At 43.3% G+C, this 18,468-nt stretch carries 13 protein-coding genes; 4 read left to right on the top strand and 9 right to left on the bottom strand.

Annotated features, from left to right (window positions below; all coding sequences use genetic code 11):
* On the top strand, positions 1-1,542 hold the full coding sequence (locus B9T19_RS04180; protein ID WP_094567313.1) for a cation acetate symporter: 1,542 nt from the start codon (positions 1-3) through the stop codon (positions 1,540-1,542).
* A gap of 193 nt (positions 1,543-1,735) precedes the next feature.
* Here B9T19_RS04180 and B9T19_RS04175 read toward each other — a convergent pair whose 3' ends face one another.
* The gene (locus B9T19_RS04175) at positions 1,736-2,473 is read right to left on the bottom strand and encodes a DsbA family protein (RefSeq protein WP_094567312.1); all 738 of its coding nucleotides are present in this window, start codon (positions 2,471-2,473) and stop codon (positions 1,736-1,738) included.
* A 567-nt stretch (positions 2,474-3,040) separates the two neighbouring features.
* Between B9T19_RS04175 and B9T19_RS04170 the strand changes: the two genes are divergently transcribed.
* From B9T19_RS04170 to B9T19_RS04160, 3 genes are all read left to right on the top strand, one after another.
* Positions 3,041-3,985 (top strand): ABC transporter substrate-binding protein, encoded by a 945-nt coding sequence (locus B9T19_RS04170; protein ID WP_233146791.1) that lies wholly within the window; start codon positions 3,041-3,043, stop codon positions 3,983-3,985.
* Positions 3,986-4,080: 95 nt separating this feature from the next.
* Positions 4,081-4,986 carry an ABC transporter permease gene (locus tag B9T19_RS04165; RefSeq protein WP_094567310.1) on the top strand — a complete coding sequence of 302 codons (906 nt, stop codon included), beginning with the start codon at positions 4,081-4,083 and terminating at the stop codon, positions 4,984-4,986.
* Between the two features lie 2 nt (positions 4,987-4,988).
* Positions 4,989-5,786: an ABC transporter ATP-binding protein gene (locus B9T19_RS04160; protein ID WP_094567309.1), complete on the top strand. Its 798-nt coding sequence runs from the start codon at positions 4,989-4,991 to the stop codon at positions 5,784-5,786.
* Positions 5,787-6,002: 216 nt separating this feature from the next.
* Here the strand turns inward: B9T19_RS04160 and B9T19_RS04155 are convergent, their stop codons facing one another.
* The 8 genes from B9T19_RS04155 to purK form a co-directional block, all read right to left on the bottom strand.
* The gene (locus B9T19_RS04155; protein ID WP_094567308.1) at positions 6,003-7,637 is read right to left on the bottom strand and encodes a Na/Pi cotransporter family protein; all 1,635 of its coding nucleotides are present in this window, start codon (positions 7,635-7,637) and stop codon (positions 6,003-6,005) included.
* A gap of 340 nt (positions 7,638-7,977) precedes the next feature.
* Entirely contained in the window at positions 7,978-9,519 is a 1,542-nt protein-coding gene (purH, locus tag B9T19_RS04150; protein WP_094567307.1) for a bifunctional phosphoribosylaminoimidazolecarboxamide formyltransferase/IMP cyclohydrolase, read from the bottom strand.
* A gap of 229 nt (positions 9,520-9,748) precedes the next feature.
* The gene (gene purN / locus B9T19_RS04145; protein WP_094567306.1) at positions 9,749-10,324 is read right to left on the bottom strand and encodes a phosphoribosylglycinamide formyltransferase; all 576 of its coding nucleotides are present in this window, start codon (positions 10,322-10,324) and stop codon (positions 9,749-9,751) included.
* On the bottom strand, positions 10,325-11,335 hold the full coding sequence (purM, locus tag B9T19_RS04140) for a phosphoribosylformylglycinamidine cyclo-ligase (RefSeq protein WP_094567305.1): 1,011 nt from the start codon (positions 11,333-11,335) through the stop codon (positions 10,325-10,327). It abuts the gene before it with no gap.
* A gap of 148 nt (positions 11,336-11,483) precedes the next feature.
* A complete protein-coding gene (purF, locus tag B9T19_RS04135; protein ID WP_094567304.1) occupies positions 11,484-12,848 on the bottom strand; it encodes an amidophosphoribosyltransferase in 1,365 nt (454 codons plus the stop codon).
* On the bottom strand, positions 12,849-13,562 hold the full coding sequence (gene purC / locus B9T19_RS10720) for a phosphoribosylaminoimidazolesuccinocarboxamide synthase (protein WP_094567303.1): 714 nt from the start codon (positions 13,560-13,562) through the stop codon (positions 12,849-12,851).
* A 21-nt stretch (positions 13,563-13,583) separates the two neighbouring features.
* Positions 13,584-17,324 (bottom strand): phosphoribosylformylglycinamidine synthase, encoded by a 3,741-nt coding sequence (locus B9T19_RS04125; RefSeq protein ID WP_094567302.1) that lies wholly within the window; start codon positions 17,322-17,324, stop codon positions 13,584-13,586.
* A 20-nt stretch (positions 17,325-17,344) separates the two neighbouring features.
* The gene (purK, locus tag B9T19_RS04120) at positions 17,345-18,463 is read right to left on the bottom strand and encodes a 5-(carboxyamino)imidazole ribonucleotide synthase (protein ID WP_094567301.1); all 1,119 of its coding nucleotides are present in this window, start codon (positions 18,461-18,463) and stop codon (positions 17,345-17,347) included.
* Positions 18,464-18,468: the final 5 nt, after the last annotated feature.

Below are 18,468 nucleotides of genomic sequence, written 5' to 3'. Positions count from 1 at the left end.
ATGAATATGGTCTCTGTCTCCTTCTTTTTAGCCATTGTGGGCTTAACTTTAGTTGTTACCTATTTTGCGGCTAAGCGAACCTCTTCAGCCAGCGATTTCTATACCGCCGGTGGTGGCCTTAAAGGCTGGCAAAATGGTTTTGCTATCGCCGGGGATTATCTCTCTGCCGCTGCTTTTTTAGGTGTTTCTGGCGCTATTGCTCTAACGGGATTTGATGGATTTTTCTTCTCGATCGGCTATGTTGTCGCTAACTTGGTACTGCTCTACTTGATTGCTGAACCGATGCGAAACTTAGGAAAATATACCCTTGCCGACATGCTCACTGCTCGCTTTAATGAGAAGCGGGTTCGGGGTGTTGCCGCTTCAGGAACCATTGTGATTGTGATCCTCTATATGATTGCACAACTTGTGGGTGCCGGCGCACTCATCAAACTGCTCTTTGGAATTGAGTATTGGATTGCGGTGATGATTGTTGGGGTGATGATGACGAGCTATGTTCTCTTTGGAGGCATGACGGCAACCTCTTGGGTACAGATTATTAAAGCTTTCCTTCTGCTCTTTGGAACTGGACTCTTAGCAGCAATGGTCTTTATTAAGTTTGATTACTCCATTACCAATATGTTCGATACGATTGCTAAAGAGCATGGAGAGAAGTTTTTAGTTCCCGGCATTAAATACTCAAGCCCACTCGACTCTGTCTCAATGATGATGGCATTGGTCTTAGGTACTTCAGGGCTTCCCCATATCTTAATGCGCTTCTTTACCGTTCGAGATGCAAAGACGGCAAGAGCATCGATCTCCTGGACAACCTGGATTACAACGATCTTCTTCTCACTCACCATCTTCTTAGGGTTTGGCGCGCTACAATTTGTTGGCCTAGAGAATATTATGGCAGAAAATAAAGCGGGTAATACCGCAGCTCCTCTGCTCGCTCACTATCTAGGTGGCGATGTCTTAATGTCCTTTATCAGTGCAGTTGCCTTTGCCACCATTTTAGCCGTTGTCTCTGGCTTAGTATTAACAGGAGCGTCGGCGATCTCTCACGATATCTATGGTGAGATTATTAAGGGCGGTAAATTGACCGTTAGACAGCAAGTTGCCGCTGCGCGTGCAGGATCAATCGGTATTGCGGTACTCTCTATCTTTCTGGCGCTCTTTGCCCAAAATCTTAATGTCTCCTTCCTCGTCTCCTTCGCTTTCTGTATTGGCGCTTCAGGCAATCTACCGGTTATTCTCTACACCATCTACTGGCGTAAGTTTAACTCAACAGGTGCTGTCACAGCGATTTCAACAGGCGTCATCTCCTGCCTCATTCTCGGAATGATGGGGCCTAACATCTGGTCTGAAACACCGGGAGCGGCGATCTTTGTCGGCTCACCGCTAGTCGATCTTGCTGTGCCGGCCATTATCACCATTCCATTAGGCTTTATCGCCGGCTATGTAGGAACGCTGATCGGTGCTAAAAAGTGCAATCAAGCAGAGGCGACAGCGATCTATAATGAGATTCGTGTAAAAGCGAATACCGGAATTGCCGTCAATTAAGGATCGATGCTCCACTCTCAAGTGGCGATATTTTGCATATAAAATAGAGCGTAAAGCGTAGAACGCAAAATAGAGCACTAATAGAGCCTCAAAAGAGTATAAATGGAGTACAAATAGAGTATAAATAGCGAGGGCTTAAGTTGATCTCGACAGGATTATTCAATCCTAGAGTCTTCTTAAGCCTTCTTGCATTTTAAGGCCTAATCTCCGCTCCCTGCTCTTCTGCTTCGATAATAGGAATTCGACGGACTAACCGATCTAAAGAGGTATACCCCGAAGCTAAGCGACGAATATCCCCACCATCGATCCAGAGAAATGTGGGAAAAAGTGTCGCATCATGCGCGGCACACCAATTAAATTCTCTTAAGGTCTCCTCTTTTATCTCATCGGAGAGAAAAAGGATCGTAAATTGCTCAAAATCGATTTTAAACTGCTCACAGATCGAACGATAAAAATCGACTTCTTTGGGATCTTCCCCTCTGAGATAAAACTTCTTCTGCAATTCATGGAGAAATTGCACTAAACTTCGCCCATTATCTGCCGGCAATAATGTTTTAGCGACAACAATCGCCCGGCAGCTCGGCGTTGTATCATAATCAAAATATTCAAGATCTAAAATCTTAAAGTTAAAAGATTGCTCCGTCACTCTGGTGATTCTACTCCAGACCTCTCGTAGATATTGTCGTTGCGCAGCGCTCCAACTTTCAGGACCACCAGAGCGAAGTCCGCCCACCATCATCTCAAAGCCTATCCCCTTCTTATCACAATAAGCTTGGAGTCCCGTCACGATCTCTGAGATTCCATAACACCATGAACACATCGGATCATTCACATAGATGATATGCCGGCCTCTCTCTGCAAGCGCTCTAGGAACGCCCTCTTGCTTCTGATGCGGCGTTGCTTCACACATCCCATCTTTACAATTTAACATTCTCTCTCCTAATCTACTCTGATGAATCATATCCTCATAAGATCAACAATTTTATAACCCTACAAATCGACAAAACCTATTGCGTCTCATCGAGCGTATAAAACGATTCTATGAAATTATATATTAATAATACCTCTATCGAGTATAGCACCCTTTCTCATCCCCCTGAAAATGGCAAGATTGAAACATTCTATTGAACAGTTACTATCCAGATAAATTGTTTTGTGTTATGTTCAAAGTATTGAACTTTTTTCGAGTGATCTCCTATAGTTAGAAACTTCAAGTGTCCATGATTTCAATAGATGATTTAACAGAAATATGGGAAGAATGGGAGGAATGGGAGGGATGAGAAGTTCTATCAAAATCTTAAAAGTATCAAGATAAAAGTATCAAGATAAGGTAGTTAAAAATAATATTTAACAAATACGATTAATGATCAATGATTGGTTACTAGTGACTCATTAGTAATTAGTAATTAGTAATTAGTAATTAACAATCAAAAATTGACGATTAACAATCAGAGAAAATGAGGATATTGAAATAATGAATAGAAGAAAAGTGTTACAAATGCTCTCTTTAGTATTACCGCTCTCGATCGGTACATTCGCCGTTGCTGAGAAGCCCAAACATGTGGCAATTACCGCAATTGTAGAGCATCCGGCGCTTGATCAGGCTCGCCAAGGAATTATTGATGAGCTTAAAGATGCGGGCTACAAAGAGGGAAAAAATCTTAAAATCCAATTCCAAAGCGCACAAGGTAATAGTGCAACCGCGGCGCAAATTGCTAAAAAATATGCCGGCGATCATCCCGATGTGGCTGTCGGAATTGGAACCCCTAGTGCGCAAGCGCTTCTTGCTTCAACGAGAACGGTTCCAATTGTCTATACCGCAGTGACTGACCCTGTCGCCGCAAATCTTGTTCGTAGTTGGGAAGCTACGGGAGGCAATGTCACAGGCGTCTCCGACCATCTTCCATTAGAACCACAAGTAGAGCTTATTAAAACCATTATTCCAGAAGTTAAAAGTATCGGTTTTGTCTATAGCCCCGGCGAGGTTAACTCCACAATCGTCTTAGAGCAGCTCCAAGAGATCTTAACGCCGCAAAATATTCGTGTTGTGCCGGCACCTGCCCAAAGAACAACCGATATCTCTACCGCGGTGAAGAGCTTACAAGATCGTGTTGATGTGATCTATACCAGTACCGATAACAATGTTGTCTCAGCGTATGAATCGATGTATCAAGCAGCTGTTCAGACAAAGATTCCACTTATCGCTTCAGATACTTCATCGGCTGAGCGTGGTGCTGTTGCCGCTTTAGGTGGAGATTACTATGGCATGGGTCGCCAAACCGGCAAGATGGTTGTTCGTATCTTAAATGGTGAAAAGCCCGGCGATATCCCCTCAGAAAAGCCACAAAATACTGAGCTCTATGTCAACTTAAAAGCAGCAGCACAGCAAGGTGTAACCCTTCCTCCTGAAGTGATCGATGCTGCCGTTAAGGTGATTGAGTAACTTAAATAGCGCTTTAGGAGAGATGCGAATATCTCATCAGCTCTCTCTTATGAGCGCTCTCTTTCTTATATCGATCTTTTTAATATGGAGTTTTAATGTCGATTATTTCGCTTTTCGGCGCCTTAGAGGTGGGCTTAATCTACGGATTAGTCGCTTTAGGCGTTCTGATCTCATTTAGAATACTCAACTTTCCTGATCTAACCGCAGATGGAAGTTTTCCTTTAGGCGGTGCTGTCTGCGCTGTCTCTATTATCGCTGGGGTCAATCCATGGCTTGCAACGCTCTTTGGGACACTTGCCGGCGCGGCTGCAGGTTTTGTGACGGCTTGGTTACATGTCTCCTTAAAGATTATGCAACTTCTTGCAAGTATCTTAGTGATGATTGCCCTCTACTCTGTCAACTTACGAATTATGGGCGCACCGAATCTACCCTTAATTTGGGAACCTACCGTTATCACCCCATTTATCAATGAGGATTATAGTAATCAATTTTGGGTAAAACCGCTGATTATTCTTCTCTTTGTTGTTGCCGGCAAACTCCTACTCGATCTCTTCTTTAGAAGCCGTACAGGACTTGCAACAAGAGCAACCGGTGCAAATATCAAGATGTCGCAAGCACAGGGAATCAACACCAATTTAACCACCTATCTCGGCATGATGATCTCTAACGCGCTCATTGCTTTAGGAGGCTCTCTCTATGTACAGACACAAGGGGGTGCTGATATCTCTATTGGTGTGGGAACAATCGTTATCGGTTTAGCAGCTGTGATTATTGGCGAAACCTTTATCACTTCAAAAAAGATGTTTTGGATCACCACAGCGGTTATTTTAGGTGCTCTACTCTATCGTCTCTTTATCGCACTGGCGCTTCATAGCGAACCATTACAAAAAATTGGGGTGGGCGCACAAGATCTAAACTTTATTACCTCAACATTGGTCGTTATTGCACTGGTCCTACCCCAAATAAAGGGCAAATTTAAGAAACTAAGAGGGAGACGATAATTATGATGCGTTTAGAAAATGTTCAAGTGATCTTTAATGAACATACACCGTTAGAGAATATTGCCCTTAAGAAGGTCAATCTCACCATTCGTGAAGGGGAGTTTGTCACCGTTATCGGTACAAATGGTGCCGGGAAATCGACCCTCTTAAACGTTATCAGTGGTAACGCGGCAACAACTGCCGGCAAAGTCTTTATCAATGATGAAGATGTCACTAAAAAAACAGTATCAGAGCGGGCGCGGTTAGTTGCCCGCGTCTTCCAAGATCCTATGACCGGCACCTGTGAAAGCCTGACAATCGAAGAGAATTTAGCGCTCGCCTATGATCGTGGCGCACCCTCTTTTCGGCTCTCCCCGGCAATTAATCAAGAACGAAGAGAGATTTTCCGGCAACATCTCTCTACCCTAAAACTCGGCCTTGAGAATCGTCTTGAAGATAGTATGGGGCTTCTTTCTGGGGGGCAACGACAAGCGATTAGCCTTCTTATGGCTTCTCTACAACCATCGAAGATCTTACTACTTGATGAGCATACCGCCGCCCTCGACCCTAAAACCGCAGCTTTTGTCTTAAAGCTCACGGAAGAGATTGTTAGTAAAAATCGCCTCACGACATTGATGGTAACGCACTCAATGCAGCAGGCCCTCTCCCTTGGCAATCGCACCGTGATGTTACATCAAGGTGAGATTGTTCTCGATGTTTCAGGAGAGATGCGCAAAGAGCTCACCATCTCTGATCTATTGATGCTCTTTGAACAGACAAGAGGCGATAAAGTAGAAGATGACTCGCTCTTATTGGGCTAATAAGATCAGAGCAATACGATCTTTATCTTTACCATAATCATTCATCCATGCAACAAGATACAAAAACAAGATACAAAATTAATGTAAAAAATTAATGTAAAAATGATGCAAACAAAAGGCTCTGATAAAGAGCCTTTTTTAACTTTTCTAACTTCTCTAATAGGTAAAAATACCTACCGCTATATCTAGCGGTATATTTATAATTACACCATCAATCTATTTTCTAATCTGCGCCTTATCTAAAAGCATCTCTGCAACGTTATGAGCATGATCACCGATACGTTCAAGATTAGAGAGAAGATCGGTATAAGTTAAGCCCGATTTAGGTGTACAATCACCATGATTAAGGCGATGGATATGTTGCTTACGAAGATAACGCTCCATCTCATCGATCTGATCTTCTAATTCATAAACGTGACGTGCTTTGCTTAGATCCCCCTTCTCTAACGCTTCTATCGAGAGCGCTACTGAGTTGATTGTCAATTCAAACATCTCATAAACCTCATTCCTTGCATCATCACTTAAAACGATATTGCGCTCATTCATATAGTTGATCTGCTCTATAATATTTTCAGAGTGATCACCGATACGCTCAATATCACAGACTAAATTGAGAAGCGCTTGTAGCTCATTTGAATCACGAGGAGAGATTGAGTGAGGGAAAATCTTTACTAAATATTTAGTGATCTCCTCATCGAGCTGATTAATATTCTTCTCCAACATATTGGCAAAGACTGCTTCATCGGGATTATTATTCTTAAGATAGGTATAAGCAGTACGAAGACCATCTAAGCTGAGATTTCCCATATGAATCACCTCTTTTTTTGCCTGTCCTATTGCGATAGAGGGCGATTTTTCAATAAGTGTTTCATCAAGATAGAGCGCAATCTTCTCTTTCTGCTTCTCCCGCTCCGGCAATAACTTCGTGACAAGATAAGCCCAAGCACCAATAAAGGGGAGCTGAATCAAGGTATTGACAATGTTGAACGTTCCATGGGCAAATGCAATCTGCATCTTCGCCTCAAGATGAAGAGCGCCTGTTACCCAGACAATAAAGTGGGTAAAGAGCCCTAAAAAGAGCAGAAAGATAATAGCACCGGAGACATTGAAGAGAACATGAATTGCAGCTGCTCGTTTTGCCACAATATTAGCACCAATCGCCGCAAGAACAGCAGTAATCGTTGTTCCAATATTATCCCCAAATAGAACCGGTAATGCCGCCTCTAACGAGATTAAATTCTCTGCATATAAGCCTTGCAAGATCCCTATCGTCGCACTTGATGATTGTACAATTAAGGTGAATACCGTTCCCACAAAGACACTTAAGATCGGGCTATGGCTCATCTCTAAGATCAGATCGGTAAAGAGTGGAAGATGACGAAGTGGAGAAAGGCCGCTACTCATTAGATCGAGCCCGATAAAAAGACCACCAAAGCCGAAGAAGATCTGTCCTAAGTTTTGGATCTTTGCCGACTTAAAGAAGAAGAGCATAACCGCACCGGTCAGAAGAATGGGATAGGCATATTCTCCGATATCGATCCCGATAATAAAGGCGGTCACCGTTGTCCCAATATTAGCCCCCATAATCACGCCGATCGCTTGACGTAATGTCATCAAGCCGGCACTCACTAATCCAACAGTAATCACCGTTGTCCCGGAGCTTGACTGAATCAAAACAGTCACAAAGATACCCGCTAAGATCCCCATAAAAGGGTTTGTCGTAAAGCGGTCTAGAATGGAGCGTAGTCGATTGCCAGCTGACTTTTGTAGCCCATCCCCCATATACTTAATAGAAAAAAGAAATAGACCCAAACCACCTAAAAACTGGAAGATAACCTGCTGCCAATCCATGCACTACCTCGAATGAGTACAATATAAATATTGAGTATCAATAGAATAAAGGCTCTTATTTTAATCTATTCTGCATAAAAGTTTTTGACTAAATCTCATTTGAACAGATAATCAACACAGAAAGTGGCACAAAGATCAAAATTGGGGTGATTATATTAATCCCAATACATAAATGCCGGAGAACTTGCGTCCTCCGGCACTTTGACTTCCTCCAAACAGAACCGTTCATCTCTGATCGCTCTTAAAGCACCACACAATAAAATTACGACTTCAAGTGGACGATTCTGTTTTTTGGCTTTTTTCTCCATCTAAGGAGATTAACTCTCAATCTTACGATTGATTAGTGTTTAAAATGGCGTGTTCCTGTAAAGACCATGGCAATACCATAACGATTTGCGACATCGATCGAATCTTGATCTTTAATTGAACCACCCGGTTGAATAACCGCTTTAATGCCGGCTTTCGCTGCATTTTCTAAAGTATCTGGCATTGGGAAGAAAGCATCAGATGCTAAAACATTACCCTCTGCTTCTGCTCCTGCTTGATCGAGTGCGATTTGAGCTGCACCCACACGGTTCATCTGCCCTGCGCCGACACCTAAAGTCTGCCCCTCTTTTGCAACAACAATGGCATTCGATTTCACATGTTTAACCACTTTCCAGGCAAAGAGTAGCGCATCCATCTCTTCTTGAGTCGGTTTGCGCTCTGTCACTACCGTGAAGGCTTCGGGATCGATCTCTGCTCGATCGAGTGTCTGCACTAGAAGACCACCATTGACAGCTGTGGTTGTTAAGGTCTCTTTCATCTGCTCGTCTTGCGGATTATTCTCTAAAAGACGGATATTTTTCTTCGCCATTAAGATCGCTTTCGCCTCTTCGGTAAAGCTTGGCGCGATAATGATCTCAAGGAAGATCTCACTCATCTTTTCGGCTGTTTTCGCATCCACTTCCCGATTGGTCGCAATGATTCCACCAAAGATAGACGTTGGATCTGCTTCATACGCTTTTGTCCAAGCTTCAAACAGATCTTTGCCTAAACCAACACCACAAGGGTTCATATGTTTCACTGCTACAACCACCGGCTCTTTAAATTCCAACATAATATTGACTGCTGCATTCGCATCTTGAATATTGTTGTAAGAGAGCTCTTTACCATGAATCTGCGTTGCATGGGCAAGCGAGTTATTTTGGGGTAATGGCGTTCTGTAGAAGGCTGCTTCTTGATGAGGATTTTCACCATAACGAAGACCTTGCTGCTTTTCATAAGTTAAAGTGAGCTTCTCCGGGAATTGATCCCCAATTTCATTGGCAAAATATTGTGCAATCAATGCATCATAAGCGGCTGTTGTTTGATAGACTTTAAGCGCTAATTTTTGACGCGTTGCAAAAGTGGTATCACCATTTGCTTTTAGCTCTTCCAAAACCACAGCATAATCTGCCGGATCGGTAATAACAGTTACTGATTCATGGTTTTTCGCTGCACTACGGAGCATTGAAGGACCGCCAATATCGATATTCTCAATCGCATCATTATATTGAACGCCAGGTTTACTGATTGTCTCTTTAAAAGGATAGAGATTCACCACAACCATATCGATATAATCAATACCATTATCGGTCATCGCTTTGGTATGATTCTCATTACCGCGAATGGAGAGTAAACCACCATGAACCATAGGATGCAACGTTTTAACGCGACCATCCATAATCTCTGGAAAGCCGGTGATATCAGAGATATCTTTCACTGCAATGCCGGCATCGCTAATCGCTTTCTTAGTTCCCCCTGTGGAGATAAGCTCAAAACCTAAATTTACGAGTTCAGCTGCAAATTCGGTAATTCCTGTTTTATCACTGACACTTAAAAGTGCGCGTCGTTTAGTCATGATTAGATCTATCCTTTCTAAAATAACAACGATGAAATGATCGCAATACTTCTGAATACTACGGCGATTCTCTACCTAAGTTATTCGCTCAATAAGTAGGCTTCAGAAGTAGCGCGGAAAATTGTGATCAATATCTATTACTCTATTACTCTCAGTTTGAGTCGAAGTCGAAGACTACTCTAAGCATCTATAAAATAGATATCGATATAAAATTGTTGTGCGAACGACTCTAGCTAGCTGACGCTGCAAAGAGCTTTGCTAATGTTTTAGGATAGAGTTGATGTTCAACATGGTGAACCATCTCCATCACCTCTTCCTTATTCTCTCGTCCTGTGAGATTGATCGACTCTTGAGCGATCAATTCGCCTGTATCCATACCGGCATCGACATAATGGATCGATACACCCACCACTCTCTCGCCGGCTGCTAGCGCTTGTCCTACGGCATCTTTCCCCTTATAAGCGGGAAGTAGCGATGGATGGATATTGATAATCCGATTAGGATAGGCATTTAGAAGCGTCTCCCCTAACAGTCTCATATATCCAGCAAGAACTATCCATTCAACCTGATGTTCATGCAAAGCTTCAACAATCATCGCTTCATACTCTGCTTTAGAAGCATACTCTTTTCCTGAAAAGAGGAGTGTTGGAATCCCCTTTGCTTTCGCTTTCTCTAAAACTTTTGCAGAGCGACGATCACAAACGAGTAGCTCTACCGATGCGGCGAGCTCTCCTCGTTCAATAGCAGCAACTAATGCATCAAAATTTGATCCTGTTCCTGAGGCAAAAATAGCGATCTTTTTCATCTATACAATCTCTACTTCACCAGACTCAGTAATTTCACCAATTAAAGTGGCGGTAGGCAGTAATGACAGCGTCTGCTCCACATCACTTGGATCAACCACAATCATATAGCCAATGCCCATATTGAAGACAGTAAACATCTCTTTATCGGAGATCCCTGCTGCTTTCTGTAAAAAGGGGAAGATCGCCGGCGGATTCCATGCTTTTTGCTCAAATCGAGCTCCTAACTGACCAGAGAGCATCCGCGGAACATTTTCATAGAAACCGCCCCCTGTAATGTGTGCCATTGCATTGACTTTAACCTCTTTTAAGAGATTGAGAATCGGTTTTACATAGATCTCTGTGGGTGTTAAAAGCACTTCACCTAAGGGTTTATCAAAGCCTTCATAAGTGGTATGAAAATCGAGCCCTTTCTCCTTAATAATATGGCGAACTAAGGAGAATCCATTACTATGCACGCCACTTGAAGGTAAGCCGATAATCTTATCGCCTACTTTCACATTTGCTTTTGTAATGCGTTCATCTTTTTCAACAACGCCGACAGCAAAGCCAGCAATATCATATTCACCATCTTGATAAAAACCTGGCATCTCTGCTGTTTCACCACCTAAGAGCGCAGCGCCTGAAAGTTTAGAGCCTTCAGCAACGCCTTTTACAATCGCTTCAATCTGTGCGGGATTATTCTTCCCACAGGCGATGTAATCTAAGAAGAAGAGCGGCTCTGCCCCTTGCGTTAAGATATCATTTACACACATAGCAACCGCATCGATTCCGATGGTGTCATGGATATCCATCTCAAAAGCGAGTTTTAACTTTGTGCCAACACCATCGGTGCCGGAGACTAATACAGGTTTTTGATAGTTAAGCTCTGAAAGATCGAATGAGCCACCAAAATCACCAAAAATATCCATCGCACCAATGCGCATGGTACTGGCAACATGCTTTTTAATTCGTTCAACTGACTCGTAGCCAGCCTCAAGATTAACACCTGCTTCTCTATATGCATCGCTCATGCTTATTCCTTTCTACTCTTCTTATACCAGAATCTGATGATTGCGGATCGACACCCATTAAGACGCTTAATTGAGTGTCGATCCTACTTATAATTAACTACGTATGAGTATAACTGCGTTATACGTTGATCTCTCTTAATTGATCTCTCTACTGCTCTCTCTTTAAGATATCAGTGGGGTACTCGCCTGTAAAACAGGCCATACAGACACCACAATTAGGGCCTAAACTCTCTGAACGCTGAAGGGCGCGGACCGTTCCCTCTCGACTTAAAAACGCTAAGGAATCTGCTTTGATATGGCGACGCATCTCTTCCGTATCGAGTTGATGCGCTAAAAGATCTTCTCTTCTTGAGGTATCAACCCCATAAAAACAGGGATACATAATCGGCGGTGAGGAGACGCGCATATGGATCTCTTTGGCTCCCGCTTCCCGTAACATCTGCACAATACGGCGACTTGTTGTTCCACGGACAATAGAATCATCAATCACAATCACACGTTTTCCTTTAACAACAGAAGGAATTGGCGCTAACTTCATTCTGACACCCTGCTCACGCAATGCTTGTGTCGGGCGAATAAAGGTTCTACCAACGTAACGATTTTTGATCAATCCCATCTCATTAGGAAGTCCGGCCCCTTCTGCATAACCATTAGCTGCCGAAATCGATGAGTCGGGAACACCGATCACCATATCGGCATCTACATGGGTCTCTTTACAGAGTTCAATACCACTCTGCTTACGAAAGCTATGGACATTTCGCTCTTCAAGATCACTATCAGGGCGTGCAAAATAGACATATTCCATCAAGCAGATTGCATGCATGCGCTCTTCAGTAAAGAAGGTTGACATCACTCTACCATCTTCAATATAGACGATCTCACCGGGTAGCACATCACGAATATAAGTTGCGCCTACAATCCCTAAAGCACAGGTCTCAGAGGCAAAGACATAACCGCCGTCTGACAATTTACCGATACAGAGTGGGCGAATTCCTTTACTATCACGAACGGCGTAGACACCACTATCATGAAGAATAAAGTAGTTGAAAGCTCCCTCAAGCTCTAAGAGAGAAGCTTTTAATCGCTCTAAAAATGAGCCCTCTTTACGACGAATAAGATGAACTAAGATCTCCGCATCACCTGAAGCGTGAAAGACACTTCCTTGACGCTCTAGCTCACGACGAAGCTCTGTTGTATTGGTGATATTGCCGTTATAAGCGATGGCAAACTTCTCATCACTCATCTTCATCAAAAGCGGTTGGACATTATCGTAGCCCTTCTCCCCATTTGATGGATAGCGGATATGACCGATACTATATGCCCCCGGCAGATCGACTAACATTGCAGGATTGGTAAAGACATCCGTTAAGAGTCCCTCACCTTTAATGGTATTGATCTCTCCATCATCATTCATTACAGAGATACCGGAACCTTCTTGACCACGGTGCTGCAAACTATGCAGCCCGTAGTACGTTAAGGAAGCAGCATTTGGATTACCAATAACTGCAAACACTTATTTCTCCTTGCGTGCTAAAAGACGCTTATGAATTTCACGGTAGGCATCGATCACATTACCGAGATCTTGACGGAAGCGATCCTTATCGAGCTTGCTATGGGTTTCAACATCCCAAAGGCGACAGGTATCTGGGCTAATCTCATCAGCGAGAACAATCTCCCCTTTAGGATTACGACCAAACTCCACCTTAAAATCTACAAGTTCAATGCCGATCTCTGCAAAGAGTTTGATAAGGAGTTGATTGATCTTGCGTGCCTCTTCAGAGATTGTCTCAATCTCCTCACGCGTTGCTAAGCCGAGTGCTAATGCGTGATCAGTATTGATCAATGGATCATTAAACTCATCTTTTTTATAGCAGAATTCAAGGATCGGCGGGTTCAGCTTTGTTCCCTCTTTAATCCCTAAACGACTTGTGAGTGATCCTGTTGCGATATTACGCATAATCACCTCAAGAAGGACAATATCGATCTTCTCACAGAGAACATCACGATCATTAACCTGCTTGATCAGATGGGTCTTAATACCATTTTCAATTAGATATTCAAAGATCATCGTCGAAATCGCAGCATTTAAGACCCCTTTATCTTCAAATTGAGCCTTCTTAGCACCATTACCTGCAGTTGCATCATCCTTATAATGGATCAGAACCTCTTCTGGATTCTCTGTACTGTAGATCTGTTTCGCTTTACCTTCATAGAGTAACTGTGACATATTTAATACCTTCTGCTCATATTAGATTTTAGGAGTAGTGACTGCTGCCACTGCATTTTCAAAGATCGTTTGTGCTTTATTGCCGGGGATATTGAGGAAAAGCCCCTCTTCATATCGCTCACTATGTGCCATCTTACCGAGAATCTGCCCATTAGGACTTGTAATCGCTTCAATCGCATAATCAGAGAGTGCCGGGTTAAAGGTGAGATCAAGTGTTGCACGCCCTTTATGATCGACATATTGAGTTGCGATCTGCCCACGCTCTTTTAATTGCTCATAGAGTTCTTCTGTTAAGACAACGCGCCCTTCTAATGCTGCAAAGGGGAGGTGATGCTCTTCACCAATACTATTGGTCGCAAACCATAATGAGTGATTATTCACAACTTCTGTTGTCACCATCTGCGCTTTAAACTCACCGATCTGATTGGTCGTTAAGAGGAGTTCACTCTCTTGACGATATTCACCGTAAGGGAGAAGGCCTGTTTTCACTAAAGCATGGAAACCGGCATTAATACCGAGGAGCAATCCACCCTTCTCTAAGAAGTTTTCAACCGCTTTTTGAATCTCAGGACGTTTTAAGAAGAGCGCCATTGTTGACCCTGTTCCTGCTGGCTCTTCAGTACTTGCAAAGCCGGATGATAGGACAAAGATCTCAGAGAGCTTTAAGGCCTCTTTAAACTTCAGAATTGAGGCTAAATAATCAGCCTCCGTTAACATTACGATCGGTAGAAGATTGGTTGTCGCACCCGCTTTTTCAAAAGCTTTCGCCGTATCATATTCACTATGCGTTCCCTCAAAGACAGGAATTAAGACCTGTGGTTTTTCAACTGCAAGATGATTCTTCACGGCACTTAAGGGGCGAGCCTCTACTTTAGGAACAAAACCTTCGCTCTTCTGATAGATCGGATAGATCTTCTCAAAACGATCTTCCGCTGCCGCTTGTAGCGTTGAACCTAAAATAGTGATCTGACCATAATCGAAGCGGTATTCACTCAATGTTGTACCGATGGCAATATAATCTTCCGACTCCGGTAACGCTTGACGCGTTGTGATCACAAATGCCCCATATTGTGGGCGGAAAAGATCATGCTCAGAGATATTTTCGATATTAGCACCGATACGATTACCAAAGCTCATCATTGCTAAACTCTCAGCGACACCACCTTGACGAACGGAGCTTGCCGCATAGATCTTATATTGACGATGGATCTTCTCAAAAACTTCAAAGTTACGTTTAATCTCTTCATAAGGGATGCGATCTGTCACATCCTCCTTCACAGGAAGAAGATAGATATAGTGACCACTATCCTTAAATTCTGGTGAGATAACATCTTCAGTCTTTACCGGAACAACCGCAAAAGAGACTAAAGTAGGTGGAACATTGATCTCCTCATAAGTTCCGCTCATACTATCTTTACCGCCAATACTCGGCACATTGAAAGCTTTCTGCGCAGCGATAGAGCCTAAAAGTGCTGCTACCGGCTTACCAAAACGCTCTGGAACACCATCTAAACGCTCAAAGTACTCTTGGAAAGAGAGTCGTGCGCGCTTAGGATCACCACCTGATGCCACTAAGCGAGAGAGGGATTCAATAACCGCATACGCCGCGCCATGGAAAGGAGACCACTCACCAATATAGGGATTGTAGCCATGCGCTAAGATTGCTGCTGTCTGCGTCTCCCCTTCTGCAACTTGAATCTTCTGAATTGAAGCTTCTGCCGGCGTTGCCTGACACTTACCACCATAAGGTAGAAGAACAGTTGAGCGCCCTAAGGTGGAATCAAAACTCTGATTCATCCCTTTTTGACTCGCAATATTGACATCAGAAAGAATATTCTGCCAAGTCTTCTCAATATCATCTAAGTTTTGACGCTGAAGAAGTGGTGATGGTAGGTTGCTATCAACCACTTTAGCGGTCGCCGTTTTACGAATACCATTGGTATCTAAGAATGAGCGGGCAATATCAACAATTTTATGCCCTTTCCATTCAAGCACAAGGCGAGGATCTTCTGTTACTTTTGCCACAACTACAGCATCTACAGACTCCGCCGCCGCAAGCTCAATAAAGCGCTCTGCATTCTCTTTTGCCACCACAACTGCCATACGCTCTTGTGATTCTGAGATTGCAAGGTCTGTACCATTAAGGCCGGGATACTTTGTCGGAACCTTATCAAGATCGACATAGACACCATCTGCTAACTCACCAATCGCAACAGAGACGCCGCCCGCACCAAAGTCATTTGACTTCTTAATCAGCGTTGTCACCTCTTTCTTGCGGAAGAGACGAAGAATTTTACGCTCTTCACTTGCACAGCCCTTCTGGACATCTGTACCTGCAGTTTCAACTGTCTCAACGGTTTGTACTTGCGATGAGCCTGTTGCTGCACCGACGCCATCACGGCCTGTTTTTGCACCTAAAAGAATAATTAGATCGCCGGCAACGGGCTTTTCACGCACAACATAATCTTCACGCACCGCACCGACAACCGCCCCTAACTCCATTCGTTTTGCCACAAATCCGGGATGGATATACTCCTTAGCAAAAGCCGTTGTACCCCCAATCTGATTAGCATAAGCACTATTTCCTTGGGTTGCGACTTTACTAATTCTTCTTTGAGGAATCTTGTTAGGAAGCGTCTCTTCTACCGGCTCAAGCACATTACCTGCACCCGTGATACGCATTCCTTGATAGACATAAGCACGCCCTGAGAGCGGATCACGAATAGCCCCCCCTACACAAGTGTTAGCACCACCGAAAGGCTCAATCTCTGTGGGGTGATTATGGGTCTCATTTTTAAACATCAACAACCATGGCTCATCGACACCATTAACATCGACATTGATGCGAACAGAGCAGGCATTGACCTCATCAGACACTTCCATATCAGCCAGCTCACCTGTTTTACGCTGATAACGACCAAAAATTGTCGCCATATCCATCAATGTTTCAGGGCGCTCTGTAATTCCCGTCTCACGACGAAGCGCAAGATAATCTTCATACGCTTGCTGAATCTGCTCTTTAAATTGACTCTCGGTAAAATCGATCGTTTGAAGCGCAGTCTCAAAAGTGGTGTGACGGCAATGATCCGACCAATAGGTATCGAGAACTAAGAGTTCTGTCTCGGTAGGGTTACGATTCTCTTCATTTTTAAAGTAATCTTGAATATGTTTAAGATCTTCAAACTCCATTGCCAATCCCATCTGCAGCTTAAATTCTGTCAGTTTCGAATCGGTCATATGGATAAAGTCTTTAATTTTCTCCACCTTCTTCGGCTCACGTCTATCGATAAAACGTGATTCATTAATAGGAAGGGTGAGATCTTTCAGGCGGGAATTGATGGGGTTAAAGAGATAATCTTGAATTTTTTGGAGATCTTCTGCAGAGAGATCATGATTAAAACCGTAAAGAAGTGCCGTTGCAACTTGTGTTTTAGGAGAGATCCCGAGCACTTTAAATGCAAGCTCTGCGCTATATGCTCTTTGGTCATATTGTCCAGGAAGCCATTCAATCGTGAAGTGAGGCATTTTTGCTAATTCAGCCATCATGATACTCTCATCAATCTCTTGATCTCGGACTGGTTGAATTAATGCCGTACGCACTCTATCAAGGTCTTTCTCTGCCAAATCAAAGAGGTCATATACTTGAATGAGTCGCACTTTTGATAACGTCTGAATATTAAGTGCTTTTTTGAGCTCGCTTAATAAGGCAGCAGCCTCAGTTGAATAGCGCGGGGTACTTTCAATATAAAATCTACGTTTCATTAGAGTCCTTGAGTATCAGTTTATTCAAAACTATCTGTCAGCATTTTCTCAAAAGAAGTTAATCCTTTTGAGCCCGTAAAGGTGACATGGCCCATTTTACGGTTATTTTTAAATTCCTTTTTCCCATAGAGATGAAGGTGCGCATCGCTCGAAAGATGGGGGAGATAATTGAAGAGAAACTCTCGATTTTGCCCAAGAATATTGAACATCACTGTCTTCTGCTTGAGTGTAGTCTCTCCAAGAGGGAGGCCACAGATCGCCCGAATATGCTGTTCAAATTGACTTGTTGCACACCCTTCAATGGTAAAATGCCCGGAGTTATGGGGTCTTGGCGCAAGCTCATTGACATAGATAAGATCTCCTACAACAAAAGCTTCCATCGCTAATGTTCCCACAATATTGTGAGTCACCATAAAGCTTTTAAGCATCTCGTTGAGCGCATCTTCTAATTCAGCCGTCACCTTTTCACTGCCGGCAACGGTCTTAAAAAGAATATTATTGTGATGAAGGTTTTCCGCTATCGGGAAGTGTCGATATTCACCATTAATTGAGCGCGTTCCGATAATCGAGCATTCCCAATCATATGGGATAAATTTTTCCGCAACACAGGGGATATTGTAGAGCGTTGCAACTTTAGGAAGATCAGCCTCACTCCGAACAACCACTTGCCCTTTACCATCATAGCCCCCCTCCTGTGTCTTTACGACAAAAGGGTAACCTAATGTGTCAATCGCATTAGAGAGCTCTTTTTCTGGATCTTCCAATACCACATAGGGCGCAACAGGTAAGCTCGCTTCCGTTAATGCTGCTTTTTCACGTGCTCTATTTTGGGCTAAATAGAGGGGAAGCTCACCTTGAGGAATATTGCAATACTCCTCATTGAGACGTTTTACCAAGCTGGCGCTAATATTTTCAAACTCATAAGTCACCACATCACAGCGAGAGATCAATGTTTCATAACCCTCTTCATTGGAGAAACCAGAGACAATATGTCCATGAGATGCGGAGACTGCCGGCGCATCTGAAGCAGGATCGAGCGTGATAACGTAATATCCCATCCTGTTCGCCGCTTCTGCTAGCATTTTACCTAGTTGACCACCACCTATAATTCCAATAGTTTTTCCGGGTAAAATGTGCATTTTAG

The sequence above is a fragment of the Ignatzschineria sp. F8392 genome, assembly GCF_002252045.1.
In the GTDB taxonomy this organism is placed as follows: Bacteria; Pseudomonadota; Gammaproteobacteria; order Cardiobacteriales; family Wohlfahrtiimonadaceae; genus Ignatzschineria.
Note: the sequence above shows the minus strand (reverse complement) of the source record. Positions and strands in the feature narration are given on the sequence as shown.

Bases quoted from the DNA above. Each gene is read 5' to 3' on its own strand.
- purM (WP_094567305.1), bottom strand. From the start codon at position 11,335: ATGAGCGATGCATATAGAGAAGCAGGTGTTAATCTTGAGGCTGGCTAC.
- B9T19_RS04160 (WP_094567309.1), top strand. From the start codon at position 4,989: ATGATGCGTTTAGAAAATGTTCAAGTGATCTTTAATGAACATACACCG.
- purH (WP_094567307.1), bottom strand. From the start codon at position 9,519: ATGACTAAACGACGCGCACTTTTAAGTGTCAGTGATAAAACAGGAATT.
- B9T19_RS04170 (WP_233146791.1), top strand. From the start codon at position 3,041: ATGCTCTCTTTAGTATTACCGCTCTCGATCGGTACATTCGCCGTTGCT.
- purC (WP_094567303.1), bottom strand. From the start codon at position 13,562: ATGTCACAGTTACTCTATGAAGGTAAAGCGAAACAGATCTACAGTACA.
- B9T19_RS04180 (WP_094567313.1), top strand. From the start codon at position 1: ATGAATATGGTCTCTGTCTCCTTCTTTTTAGCCATTGTGGGCTTAACT.
- B9T19_RS04125 (WP_094567302.1), bottom strand. From the start codon at position 17,324: ATGAAACGTAGATTTTATATTGAAAGTACCCCGCGCTATTCAACTGAG.
- B9T19_RS04155 (WP_094567308.1), bottom strand. From the start codon at position 7,637: ATGGATTGGCAGCAGGTTATCTTCCAGTTTTTAGGTGGTTTGGGTCTA.
- purK (WP_094567301.1), bottom strand. From the start codon at position 18,463: ATGCACATTTTACCCGGAAAAACTATTGGAATTATAGGTGGTGGTCAA.
- B9T19_RS04165 (WP_094567310.1), top strand. From the start codon at position 4,081: ATGTCGATTATTTCGCTTTTCGGCGCCTTAGAGGTGGGCTTAATCTAC.
- purN (WP_094567306.1), bottom strand. From the start codon at position 10,324: ATGAAAAAGATCGCTATTTTTGCCTCAGGAACAGGATCAAATTTTGAT.
- B9T19_RS04175 (WP_094567312.1), bottom strand. From the start codon at position 2,473: ATGTTAAATTGTAAAGATGGGATGTGTGAAGCAACGCCGCATCAGAAG.